Source organism: Alteromonas sp. D210916BOD_24 (assembly GCF_047159385.1).
Classification (GTDB): domain Bacteria; phylum Pseudomonadota; class Gammaproteobacteria; order Enterobacterales; family Alteromonadaceae; genus Alteromonas.
On the sequence record NZ_AP038333.1, the window covers coordinates 709744 to 722207 of the forward strand.

9 protein-coding genes are annotated in these 12464 nt (G+C 44.6%); 7 read left to right on the forward strand and 2 right to left on the reverse strand.

What is annotated here, in order from left to right; genetic code table 11:
• Nucleotides 1–309 precede the first annotated feature (309 nt).
• The 4 genes from ACMCM8_RS03125 to prsR all read left to right on the forward strand — a co-directional run bounded on the left by ACMCM8_RS03125 (nucleotide 310) and on the right by prsR (nucleotide 7091).
• Complete coding sequence (locus ACMCM8_RS03125) at nucleotides 310–2112, forward strand: choice-of-anchor I family protein (protein ID WP_412725366.1); 1803 nt, start codon at nucleotides 310–312, stop codon at nucleotides 2110–2112.
• 318 nt (nucleotides 2113–2430) lie between these two features.
• Complete coding sequence (locus ACMCM8_RS03130; protein WP_412725368.1) at nucleotides 2431–3555, forward strand: beta-ketoacyl-ACP synthase III; 1125 nt, start codon at nucleotides 2431–2433, stop codon at nucleotides 3553–3555.
• A gap of 92 nt (nucleotides 3556–3647) precedes the next feature.
• Nucleotides 3648–5687 (forward strand): XrtA/PEP-CTERM system histidine kinase PrsK, encoded by a 2040-nt coding sequence (prsK, locus tag ACMCM8_RS03135; RefSeq protein WP_412725370.1) that lies wholly within the window; start codon nucleotides 3648–3650, stop codon nucleotides 5685–5687.
• Between the two features lie 42 nt (nucleotides 5688–5729).
• Nucleotides 5730–7091 carry a PEP-CTERM-box response regulator transcription factor gene (gene prsR, locus ACMCM8_RS03140; protein ID WP_412725372.1) on the forward strand — a complete coding sequence of 454 codons (1362 nt, stop codon included), beginning with the start codon at nucleotides 5730–5732 and terminating at the stop codon, nucleotides 7089–7091.
• Nucleotides 7092–7172: 81 nt separating this feature from the next.
• Here prsR and ACMCM8_RS03145 read toward each other — a convergent pair whose 3' ends face one another.
• Both ACMCM8_RS03145 and ACMCM8_RS03150 read right to left on the reverse strand, forming a co-directional pair.
• Nucleotides 7173–7490, reverse strand: coding sequence for an ADP-ribosylglycohydrolase (locus tag ACMCM8_RS03145; protein ID WP_412725374.1), 318 nt, complete (start codon nucleotides 7488–7490; stop codon nucleotides 7173–7175).
• A gap of 3 nt (nucleotides 7491–7493) precedes the next feature.
• Entirely contained in the window at nucleotides 7494–9620 is a 2127-nt protein-coding gene (locus tag ACMCM8_RS03150; RefSeq protein ID WP_412725376.1) for a diguanylate cyclase, read from the reverse strand.
• A gap of 273 nt (nucleotides 9621–9893) precedes the next feature.
• Here ACMCM8_RS03150 and ACMCM8_RS03155 point away from each other — a divergent pair, with 273 nt between their 5' ends.
• From ACMCM8_RS03155 to ACMCM8_RS03165, 3 genes are all read left to right on the forward strand, one after another.
• Nucleotides 9894–10634: a glutathione peroxidase gene (locus ACMCM8_RS03155; protein ID WP_412727600.1), complete on the forward strand. Its 741-nt coding sequence runs from the start codon at nucleotides 9894–9896 to the stop codon at nucleotides 10632–10634.
• 78 nt (nucleotides 10635–10712) lie between these two features.
• Complete coding sequence (locus ACMCM8_RS03160; protein WP_412725378.1) at nucleotides 10713–11792, forward strand: alpha/beta hydrolase; 1080 nt, start codon at nucleotides 10713–10715, stop codon at nucleotides 11790–11792.
• A 160-nt stretch (nucleotides 11793–11952) separates the two neighbouring features.
• On the forward strand, nucleotides 11953–12381 hold the full coding sequence (locus ACMCM8_RS03165; RefSeq protein ID WP_412725380.1) for a hypothetical protein: 429 nt from the start codon (nucleotides 11953–11955) through the stop codon (nucleotides 12379–12381).
• Nucleotides 12382–12464 lie beyond the last annotated feature (83 nt).

The window sequence follows — 12464 nt, forward strand, 5'->3', positions numbered from 1 at the left end:
ATAATAAAGCCTGCTCTTGCCAGTTTGAGATGTTAAAACGTCCATCCTTTTGTCAGATTGTATACTGAAAAGAATCGCGATTACTATTGCTTATACGTCGATGGGATGGATTTCGGGTTAACGTGGTTAAGTCAGAATGTTGTGTAGTGTTCGCCCTAATATCCTTGATAATCTTTTTGTCACATTTTCGCGCTAATTTATTCATAGAAGTTAAATAACTTTTCTGTTGTACTAGAACCTGTTGTAGGCGGGGTACACACCTTGAAAAACAATCAAGCCGAACGGCACCAAAATTAGAAAGGAAAACAAATGCCAGTGCGTAATAAGTTCAAACTAGGATTACTCGCGTTTTTAGTATCAGTATCACTGACAGGGTGTGGCCTGGATGGTGATGATGGTGTACCCGGTGAAACGGGAGCACAAGGTCCCCAAGGGGAACAAGGTGAAGCGGGTAATGACGGTGCAGATGGTACAGATGCATCTATCGGAATTGCCATGGAAGTGGTCGCAAGAGCGTTTTTGGGTAATCAGACTGCGGCTGAAATTATCCAGTATCATGCTCAAACCAATACCATTTATGCCACGAATGGCAACACTAATACTATCGCTATCATTCCTGCGGCGAATGTGTCTAGTACCCCAATGACTGACCCCATAGGTACAACCAATTTAGTGCCTAGCGCACTTAGCCTACCTGCAGATATTAATGGCGTTGAACTTGGCAGTGTAACGAGTATCGCAGTAAGTGGTAATCTGATGGCAGTTGCAGTACCAGCAAATGTGAAAACAGATAACGGATTTGTGTTGTTTTACGATGGCTTGGACAGCTCAACACCCGCTTTTCTAGACGCTGTAGAAGTCGGCGCTCTTCCTGATATGGTCACCTTTACACCAGATGGTGCAAAAGTATTGGTGGCCAATGAAGGAGAGCCTTCCAGCGATTACACCGTTGATCCACAAGGTTCGGTGACTGTTATCAATATACTTGCTAACGGCGAACCTGAAGAAACGGGGACTACGGTGGGATTTAGCGGATTTAACACAAGCGAACAGGCCCTGATGGAACAGGGAATGATGTTCCCGAATCCTGCTGGTCGCACCATTAACGGCGTCACTATTTCAACGACTGTCGCACAGGATCTCGAACCAGAGTACATTACAGCCACAAATGATACTGCTTATATAAGCTTACAAGAAAACAATGGCCTGGCGGTTATTGATTTGGAAGAGTTGACCGTACAGGTCATGGGGCTAGGTGCGAAATCTTGGGATCGTCTGAATATTGATATTCAAGAAGATGGTGCCGTAAGTTTTGGTCAATACACCGGTCTTTATGGTGTCTATCAACCCGATACTCTTGCTCATTTTTCATGGAAAGGGGCTACTTTTTTACTCACTGCTAACGAAGGTGATGCCAGAGAGTACTTCTTCGAGGTTGCCGATGAAGCTGCTTGTACCGCGGCAGGTGGGATGGATTTCGATGAAGACGATGGTTGTTTAGCCTATACCGATGAAGTCAAAGTTGAAGATTTGGTCGCAGAACCTAATTCTCCTTTGGCAATGCTTCAAGCCAATGGTGAAGCGGATGATCTGCGCGTAACCGATGCAATGGGAGACGCTGACGGTGATGGTGAATACGATGCTGCATACACTTACGGTGCGCGTTCTTTTACCATATGGGATCAGAATGGCCTAGTGGTATATGATTCCGGTGATGACTTTGAACGAATCACAGCCTCTGTACATGGCGCGCAATTTAATAATGGCGATGATGAAAACGAAGGTGATTCACGTTCAGAAAACAAAGGACCAGAGCCTGAGGCATTAACGGTGGGTCAGGTGGGTGACCGCACATATGCATTCGTGGGAACTGAGCGCATGGGCGGCATTCTAGTCTACGATGTCACTAACCCCTACGATGTCCAATTTGCTGAGTACGTCATTAATCGCAATCTCACCGAGGGATTAACTGCTGACGATGTCATTGGTGATTTGGCGCCAGAAAGCTTGGTGTTTGTTAGCGCTGAGGACAGCCCAAGTGGTGAAGCATTACTCATAGTGGGCAACGAAGTGAGCGGCACGGTAACGGTTTGGCAAATAAACCAACTTTAATACTAGCTACGTTCACAAGTAGGGTGGTGTAGCAATAGCACATTCATAAATTTCCACTCTATTTAGAAAGTAAGCAACCGCCCATCAGGGCGGTTTCTTGTTTGTATTGCAGGTTAAACACCCAACACTATATCGCCCCTCGTTATGCTGGAGTAGTTACAGCGCTGACGGTTTGAGGTAAGCTATAGCGCATAATAAAAAGCAAGTGCATTTTTTTGCTCTTTGCTAGTAAGGCCAGCGCTATTCGACTTGAATATCCTTCAAACGAGGTGGGGCGCTTGGTCACTTGATGTACAGAATATTGATAAGAGAATGCTTATGTCTCAACAGGTTGTGATTAGTGGTGTGGGTGTGTGGCATCCAAAAGAAAGTATCTCCAACGAAGAACTGGTCGATAGCTATAACGCTTATGTTGATAAATTTAACCAAGAAAACAAAGCGGATATCGAGGCAGGTAATGTTCAGTCAATGCCATATTCAAGCGCAGAATTTATCGAAAAAGCTTCTGGCATTAAGAGTCGCTATATTTATCGCAAAGAGGGTGCACTCGATGTGGATAGAATGAAGCCGCTAATTGCCCCTCGCGGTGACGAAGAATTATCACATCAGGCAGAAATTGCAGTGGAAGCGGCCAAGTTAGCATTGTCTTCGGCCAATTTACAGGCCAGCGACATTGACGCTGTAATTGTCTCGTGTGCCTATACACAACGCGCGTATCCCGCGATTGCCATTGAAGTACAAGAAGCTTTGAAAATCGAAGGCTTTGGGTTTGATATGTTAGTGGCGTGTTCTGCTGCCACATTTGGTATGCATCGCGCGTACGAAATGTTGTATGCGGGTAATGCGAAGCGCGTTTTGGTGATTAACCCAGAGCTAGTGTCTCCTCAGATTAATTACACAGACAGGGATAGCCACTTCATTTTTGGGGATGTTGCTACTGCAACAGTCATGGAGTTATCAGACACCGCTAAAAGCGACCATGTCTACAACGTCTTAAGCACCAAGGCGTTAACCAAGTTCTCTAACAATATTCGTTCGAACTTCGGTTATATGACCCGAGCAGAAGACGTGGATCCCTATGGACCAGATAAGTTATTTCATCAAGCAGGACGCAAGGTATTTAAAGAAGTCTGCCCATTGGCTGCAGCCCATATTGAAGCGCATCTTGCCAGTCATGATATTGCCCCAGAGGGCGTGAAACGCTGGTGGTTGCACCAGGCAAATATCAATATGAATACCTTGATTTGTAAACGACTTTTAGGAAGAGATGCAAGCCAAGAAGAGGCGCCTATTGTTTTAGACGAATTTGCAAATACCGCTTCAGCGGGTTCAGTGATTGCTTTTGGATTAAATCACCAAGACTTAGTGTCTGGCGATGTTGGGGTGTTGTGCTCATTTGGTGCAGGATATTCCATTGGCTCATTAGTCATTCAAAAGCGTTAATGGCCCATCAAAATTGATAGTCTGTAGCGTTAAGCTATCACCTGTGGTTTATGTGCCTTTGCCTGCAAACCACACCTTGGGAGAGAAAGGGAATGATCTCTGATCTGGGCTATGCGTTAAATAGCTTTGCGCATTTAGCATTACTACTACTGCTATTTACAGTAAAAAAACCTGGGGTGGCCAAGTATTTTCTGATGCTTGCCACCGCTGCAACGTTTTTGTGGTCAACTAGTTTGATTTCGGTCTTAATGGGGCCGATATCACTGAGTGATTTGCTGCGTAGTGATATATTTAAGCAACTAGCCTGGTTACTTTTTCTCGCCGGTTGCATTCAGACCAACTTCAAAAGTTTCTCTGACGTTTTAAAGCGACCAACCACACTTATCATTATTTCCCCCGCTATTGTTACGCTACTGGCACCTTATTTACTGGTATTTAATCCAGCCTGGAGCTTTCTGGCGTTAATTGTGTTGTCGTTGGAAGTACTTGTATTGCTCGAGGTTGTCTACCGCCAGGCTGGGCGTGAGCAATGGGCGTTTAAGCCACTCATTATTTATCTTGGTGCCACTAATCTGTTTGAATTTGTCACCTACGCCAATGCAACCATGGTGAATCAAGTTGAAGTGGGTTATATCGCTGCACGTGGGTATATATATTTTCTATTGATGCCCCTACTGGTCATTTCTATTCGCCGTATCCACCATTGGGGCATAGACATCTTCATTTCCCGGGATGTGGTGTTACACAGCTCGCTACTATTAGTGGCAGGTGGTTACCTGTTTTTAATGGCGTTAGTGGGATACGCCATTAACTACGTTGGGGGCAGTTGGGGAGCCACCGTACAGATTATATTGGTCGTGATGTCTTTTGCATTACTTGCAACCGTATTTCTGTCTAATGCGTTTCGCAGCAAAATTAAAGTGTTTATCACCAAACATTTTTTTGCGAATCAATTTGATTATCGGGAAGAGTGGGTAAAGCTGACTAAATGGCTGACTAAGGCTGATAGCAACGCTATCGACGTTTACCAAGCGGGACTAACTGGCTTGCTAAACGCAATTCAATACGATTCTGGTTTGCTTTATAAAGTGAATGCTAATGGCTTTCAATGTGTGGCTAAAGCGACACCTCAGCCGTTAGAGATCACCCCCGAGTTCGATGAAACACTTCATCAACTTGTAGGCTTTTGTGGACAAAACGGATGGTTTATAGATACCGATGAATATCTTGTGAAACCATTTAATTATGAAGGTCTTAAGCTTGATAGACAAATTCTTAAGCAATGGGATTTTCAATTGCTTGTGCCGTTTATGAAGGACGACGGCTTATGGGGATTTGCATTACTTGGAAGTGGCGATAAGGAAAAAGTCAGTTTAAATTGGGAAGTAAAAGATTATTTAACCGCTGTTTCAGAGCAAGTTGGCACTTATATGCAGCATCACGAAGCGGCACAAGTTGTGGCAGAAAACGCGCAGTTTGCAGCGTTTAATCGGATGTCTGCCTTTGTTTTACACGATTTAAAAAATGTCTTAGCGCAGGTTGATCTTATACTGGCTAACGCCCAGCAACATAAGCATAACCCAGAGTTTATTGAAGATACTTTTGAAACCCTTGAGCACACCAAGGCGAGAATGGAGAATATGCTCAAGCAACTCACTGATAAGAATGCAACCAATGAAGGCATCGACAGGGAATCGTTACTGTCTGAAATCATTGAAGAAGTAGTAAATAAGCGTTGTTCGGGACTTCAGCCTTTGCCCCGGGTACACTTGAACAGCGAACAGTCTGTGGTAGTCGATAAAGAGAAAGTGGCAAATGTACTTTATCACCTTATCAGTAATGCGCAGCAGGCAACACCAGAAGATGGTGCTGTCGACATAACGATTTGTGAAGATAGTAGTAGTTTATCCCAGCTAGTCATTATTGAAGACACTGGAGTCGGCATGGATAACATTTTCATCGAAGAACGGTTGTTCAAACCATTTGATACGACTAAAGGTAATGCGGGAATGGGAATTGGCGCGTATGATGCCAAAACATACATAGAGTCGATTGGCGGCAAACTCACTGTACAAAGTCAACGGGGCGTAGGTAGTTGCTTCACTCTATTCTTTCCCCTAAAGCAGGCGTAGCGCGTAGGGGCAATGTATGACGATAATAAATAGGATTGAGAGATGACTGATACCATTTTGGTAGTAGACGATGATTTAGGTATCCAGAAACAATTGAAATGGAGCCTCACGGATTACAATGTAGTTTTTGCTGACGATCACGCCTCTGCTATTGCTCAGTTACGTCGTTTTGAACCCAAAGTGGTGACATTGGATTTGGGGCTTCCCCCAGATCCGGCCAATGCCTCAGAAGGGTTGAGAATATTACACGATATTATTGCTTTAGCTCCGCGCACCAAAGTCATCGTCGTGACCGGTAACAACGACAAGCAAAATGCCTTAAAGGCTATCGATTTTGGTGCTTATGATTTTTACCAAAAACCCATAGATTCTGACACCATCAAGCTGCTGGTAAATCGGGCGTTAAAGCTGGCCAAGCTTGAGCATGAAAACAGCATATTGGCACGTACCCGCTCGGGTATGTCTCGAATTGTGGGTAATAGTGAAGCCATTCAAAAAGTAGTTCGTCGTGCAGAGAAAATAGCCAACACAGATATCAGTACACTTTTACTGGGCGAGAGTGGAACAGGTAAAGAAGTCTTTGCCAGAAGTATTCATGAACACAGCCCCAGAAAAGGTAAGCCTTTTGTTGCGATTAATTGTGCTTCTATTCCTGAGAACTTGCTTGAGAGCGAACTGTTTGGTTATGAGAAAGGCGCGTTTACAGGCGCCAATAAAACCACTTTGGGTAAAATTGAAACCGCTCAGGGCGGTACACTGTTTCTCGATGAAATAGGTGACATGCCAATTGGCTTGCAAGCTAAAATGCTGCGCTTTTTGCAAGAGCGTGTAATTGAACGAGTGGGGGGAAGAACGGAAATCCCCGTCGATATTCGCGTCATCTGTGCAACTCACCGCGACCTACAAAGTATGGTGGCTGCAGAGACTTTTCGAGAAGATCTCTATTACCGGGTAGGCGAAATGCCAATTGTGATACCACCTTTACGAGAGCGCGATCAGGATATTATTTTGCTTGCTCGCACCTTCCTAAACATTTATCGGGAAGAATTCAAAGCAAAAGCAAAGAGCTTCTCCGAATCGGCCGTTAATGCCATGTTAGCGCACAAGTGGCCAGGTAACATACGAGAGATGCAAAACAAGCTCAAATCAGCGGTTATCATGGCTGAGGGGAGTGTTATACAACCGGATGACCTGGGGTTGATGCCAGTAGATGCATCGGATGAACCAGAAACACTTAATTTGCGAGAAGTCAGAGAGATTGCCGAGAGCCGAGCCATTCGACGTGCTTACCAAAAAGCCGAAAAAAATATGTCTCGCACGGCGGAAATGTTGGGGGTTACCCGTCCAACGTTATACTCCCTGATAGATAAATATCATATGGAAGATATAAAAGGCGGAGACTAGCGCTACTAAACGCTAATTAACAATAGTGTGTTGTTGTCGCCACGAGCAGACTACCCTCGATGGCTTTTCCTCACTGTGAATTCAAACAACGAATTGGCAGTGAGGTGCTGATAGTGCGTCATGACCATTAAATGCTACTTCCACCACTACTTTGTCTTGCTGACCTTCAATAAACATTAAATGGCCGCATACGGTGCAAACGTGGTGTGTCTCGCCATTGGCAGCGTGCAGTTCAGCAAGTACAGACGGCGCACAATCTATAATAAGATTCGCTTTGCTGACTTCAAGGCTCAACCTTTGTTGATCAGCGTTCGCCACAGATTCATTGTCTGCATCTAGTTCATCAATGCGGTCGATTTCAAACTGAACAGCTTGGCAATTACAGCTACCTTTATACATGTTCTACTCCTCAAGGCTGTCAGGCCATTTTATACTCGCGATATTGTTGAATGATGTGGCTAGTCTCGAAGCGGCAAATCCAAATTTCGTGTCGATGGGCAACCGTTGAGACCGTTCTTGGTCATAAGTTTCTACTACGCCAACCCACCCATTTCGTCCCGATAATTTAGCGGCGTATAATGCGTAATCTACGACCGCAAAGGTCTGTGACCATGCAGTGTCAAATTCCTCTGTGTGGGTAGGGGGAAGCAGTGAAAAGCCGATACTGCACGTCAGTGAAATAGGGGAAGTAAGGTTAACGTCAAACAAGGTGTTGGCCACCAAATCACGGCAGCGTTCGGCGAGCTCCGGCAACTCTTCTCTATTGGCGTAACGACACACCACGAGAAACTCTTCTCCCCCCCAGCGGATGATCAGATCACTTGGTCTGAATGCTTCTTTAAGGACTTGGGCAAAACCCGTTAATACTTTATCCCCTGCAATGTGTCCGTAGGTGTCGTTTATTTTTTTAAAGAAATCGATATCAATTAGCAAACACAATAAATCCGTTTTATTGTCAGTACGATCATTGCCGTGATTTGCCGCAAATTGACTGCGCTTAATTTCTGCAGGTAGCTGAGATTCCAGGTATTGACGGTTATAAAGCCCAGTTAAGGGGTCGCGTAAGCTGACTTCTTCCAAGGTTCTGTATGCCCGCTCAAGCTCATCGTTTTTTTCTTGTAGGGACAGAGTTTGACGCTTTACCTCACTTCGCAGAAGCACTGTCTGCTGACGTTGTTTATAGCGGCTCCACACCAAAAATAGGACTAACAAAATGGCCAGTGACATGCTCCAGAATAAGGTGCTTTGAAGCTTTTCCCGCTCAGCTTCAGCTAAGGCAAGACGCTTGGATTCTTCTAGTTTTTCGAATTTGTGGGACTGGCGTACTAACTCTATCTCTGCTTGAAGACCTTCAAGGGCGGCTTTGTTTTGCGTATCCAGTAAAGCCTCACGGAGTTGCTGAATAACAGATTGAATATCGAGAGCTTTCTCAAAGTCACCAAGAGATACAAACGTGCTCAATTGCACGGTGAGAAAACTCAATTGTCCACGCAGGTCTTTTTGTGTTCTTGCCTCAACGGTTCCCTGACGGGCGTGAATAAGCGCTTGTTCGTAATCGTGCTCTTGTAAATAGGCGTGAGCCAATGCTAGGCGTCCCTCTTTAATCAGTTTGTCTTGAGCAGAGTCTATGGCAAATGCAATCGCTTCTTGTAATATCTCTCGCCCTTTTTCTAAGTCACCATTTTTGACAAGCACTTTAGCCAATAAAATTTGGGTTTCAGCAAGCGCTTCTTTGTCATCACCTTGGCGGAGTAAAGTCATGCTTTTCTCTAACGACGTCATGGCATTTTTAATGTCGTTATTGTTGAAATGCAGCTCTCCCAGTCGAGAATAGAGTTTTCCAGATAGGCCTTGTCCCAACGGCACTTGTTCGATGATTTCGATGGCGTCCTGATAGTAGGTGTGCGCAAGGGAATAGTTATCAATCATTAAATAGGTGTCACCTATGTGCAGAAGACACACACTTGTCTGATACTTGTCATTGCCTTCGCGAAAAAACTTCAATGCCTGCATAAATACAGAAAGTGCATCTTCTATTTCGCCCATTTCTTGCTTTACGATGCCCAGCTCAATGTTGAGTTGCGCAATCGCCGATTGATCTTGTGCTACTTGCGCAATGGACATCCCGCGTTGGATAAAACTAAGGGCCGAAGAATAGTTCCCCAAATGTCGCTCAGCAATGGCTAAATACAGTAAGGGAAGTGTCATCTTATCCAGCTCCCCTTGGCGAGTGTAGTCTTCGAGTGCTGTACTGAGCATGACTTTAGCGACCTCAAATCGCGAAGCATCTTGAAAAAGTCGACCAAGGGCCAAAAATCCGTCGGCAGAGACGTCGTTGTGCTGTAAGGCGAGCTCGTGAAGTAAAATAGCTTCTGTTTCCGCCTCGCTATATTGCGCCTGGACAAGAAGTTGCTTCACTCTGTCAAAGCGAATAGACAGATCGGAAGTTGTGGAGGCGATTGCGCTCGCTAAAGGTATAAGGATGATAAACACCAGAGTCTGGGCGATATTCGCTCCTTGACGGACCATTAGCCTTCTACTCCTTTTAACGTGTAACGCTCATCACATTTATTGGTGTGTACTTGCGATTAAGACGAATTAACGCAAACCATTTGCCTGTCCATTGTGAAGGCTAAAACGAAATAAATGAGTATAAAGATCTATACTTTCGTCTATATTTTACTAATCCTTAAAAATTAATCGTTAAATCAGTTGATTGGCTGAAAATTCACACATTGTGCAGTTTGGTATAACATGCAAGAAGGGTTTCCATTGAATCAGTCAAACACCAACGAGGTTGCAATGTCAGAAAGTCGCTTTACATCAAAAGAGGGCCAGAAAGTACCCAGCGTGTCATTTCACTGTCGCGAAGGCGAAACATGGGTGACGAAAACTACCGATGAGATTTTTTCAAATCGCAATGTGGTGGTGTTTTCTTTACCCGGCGCATTTACGCCAACTTGTTCATCAACCCACTTACCCCGCTATAACGCACTTGCTAAGAAATTTGCTAAGCATGGTATTGATGAAATTGTCTGTATATCTGTCAATGACACTTTCGTGATGAATGCTTGGGCGGCTGACCAAGAAGCTGACAATATCACTGTACTACCGGACGGAAACGGTGAATTCACAGATGGTATGGGCATGTTAGTGGATAAAGCGGATTTGGGGTTTGGCAAGCGAAGCTGGCGCTATTCAATGTTAGTTAAAAATGGTGTGGTGGAGAAAATGTTTATCGAGCCAGATGTGCCTGGCGATCCATTTGAAGTCTCTGATGCTGATACCATGTTGGCCTATATTGCGCCAGAAGAGCAGACCAATGCACCGGTGGCTATTATTACCAAACCCGGTTGCCCTTATTGCACCAAAGCAAAAAAACTACTGGAAGAAAAAGGCTACGACTACGAAGAGATCGTGTTGGGCAAAGATGCTTCACTGACAAGTTTAACGGCCATCAGCGGGCGAGAAACAGTGCCTCAAGTGTTTATTGGCGGCAAGCATATCGGTGGCTCTGACGACCTCGACGTGTATTTTAGCTAAGTGTTACTGATAGCCTTTAAGGGTGACAAGGCGGGCTGAGTAGCAGGCTCGTCACTTTTTTACCGGGAGCATGTTATCATGCTCCCGTTTTTATATACGGTATTCCAGATTTGGAGAAAAATGGTGCGTGTGACCCTTATGTCTAAGTGGCTAATTAGCTTTGTCCTGTTACTTTGCTCAACGACTCTTGCTAATGCCAATACGGTTGACTCATTGACTACACGGTTTAAATCACTGTATGAAGCCGAGTGGGGGAGCACTCAACCCTGTCGGGAAACCGCCCTGAATAAATTCAGTGTATGCAGCAATATATTGCGCAATGAGGGCAATGCGCCGTTCATCTTGAAAAACGATACCAGTACCAAGGTCGCTGTGCTCATTCATGGTTTAAGTGACTCTCCTTTCTTTATGCGTGAAATTGCAAACATTTTATTCAAACAAGGCTATACGGTGCTTGTTCCTCTTTTACCCGGTCACGGTAAACGGGATGCCAATGACGATATGTCTGATTGGGATTTGGCCGAACGCTGGCAAGCGCACGTTGATGACGTAATTGCATTGGCAGATGATATGGGCGATAGCCTGTTGTTAGGTGGCTTTTCGACAGGTGGAGCGTTGGCTGTTCAGCATTATTTAAATAACCCAGAGCATGTAGACGGCTTGATGTTGTTTTCTGGTGCGCTGGCGTTGTCAGATAACGCAGAAAGTATGTCAAGAATTTGGGGTATAAAGCTGCTTGCGAGAATAATTGATGGTTCCTATGAGACGCATGGGCCTAACCCATATAAGTATCCTCATGTGGCGGGATTTGCCGGATTGGAATTAATGGACATCATTAACGACATTAGAGGTAAGCTTGAACAAGGCCAACAGATTAAAGTGCCACTTTTTGTTACCCATTCTCAGGCAGATATCACAACACCTATTCATGGCGTTGAAAGCTTACTGGAACATAGTCAGGGTCCTAACACTTTCTTTGTGATAGATGAGTCGTATGAAGTGTGTCACGCCGATGTCGTGGTTAATTCGGTGCTACTTAATACCATGCGCTTTAATAAGAATATGGTCAATCAACAAGAAGCCTGTGCGGTTCCAAAAGCAAACCCTTTATTTACGACAATGTCGCTTATGTTACAAGAGTATCTCAAGCAACGTTAAGTAAACGGAATTATCAAGGTCTCAGATACGTATAACGTTGCTTTACCAAGCTATTTACTCACTTGGTGCAAAGCGCTATGCTTATGACATCAATTTACTGGCAATGTGAACAGCCCACAGCGTAATGTTTCAATATTATAGACATCACAATAACAGCCCTTTGAATACCAGTCTAAAGCAGACCGTGCTTTTACTGGTGTTATTGGTGTCTATGGGGCTTCAAGGTATCGCGCAAGGTAATACGCTCTTTGTGTCTCACGATCACAGCCAGACAATGAATGTATTGGGATCAGCTACTCCCTCTCAGAATGCTGCAAACATGTCCTCTTCTTGTGGCCATAATAACGCTATGGATTCGACCGATGACATGGCTGCAATGGACAGTCATGCAGAAATGAATTGTTGTGGCGATGATTGTCAGTGCTATACCGAACATTGCTTTAATACCGGCGGTGCAGCGTTACTTCAGGGCATCGCGTTATCTGGTGTGGTTATTAATCGCACGACCGCCTCTGGCCTGTTAGAAGGCCAGCTTTCACATCTTACCTTTAAACAGTTTCGTCCACCCAAAGTACTTATCACAGTCTAGATCCGTCTGGCGTTTATCTGGCAGCAACTAACCCTTTGCTTTATACGATCCTAGAGCTAAAGAAAGGCAAGTCACTGTAGCCA

Bases quoted from the DNA above. Each gene is read 5' to 3' on its own strand.
- ACMCM8_RS03125 (WP_412725366.1), top strand. From the start codon at position 310: ATGCCAGTGCGTAATAAGTTCAAACTAGGATTACTCGCGTTTTTAGTA.
- ACMCM8_RS03130 (WP_412725368.1), top strand. From the start codon at position 2,431: ATGTCTCAACAGGTTGTGATTAGTGGTGTGGGTGTGTGGCATCCAAAA.
- prsK (WP_412725370.1), top strand. From the start codon at position 3,648: ATGATCTCTGATCTGGGCTATGCGTTAAATAGCTTTGCGCATTTAGCA.
- prsR (WP_412725372.1), top strand. From the start codon at position 5,730: ATGACTGATACCATTTTGGTAGTAGACGATGATTTAGGTATCCAGAAA.
- ACMCM8_RS03145 (WP_412725374.1), bottom strand. From the start codon at position 7,490: ATGTATAAAGGTAGCTGTAATTGCCAAGCTGTTCAGTTTGAAATCGAC.
- ACMCM8_RS03150 (WP_412725376.1), bottom strand. From the start codon at position 9,620: ATGGTCCGTCAAGGAGCGAATATCGCCCAGACTCTGGTGTTTATCATC.
- ACMCM8_RS03155 (WP_412727600.1), top strand. From the start codon at position 9,894: ATGTCAGAAAGTCGCTTTACATCAAAAGAGGGCCAGAAAGTACCCAGC.
- ACMCM8_RS03160 (WP_412725378.1), top strand. From the start codon at position 10,713: ATGCTCCCGTTTTTATATACGGTATTCCAGATTTGGAGAAAAATGGTG.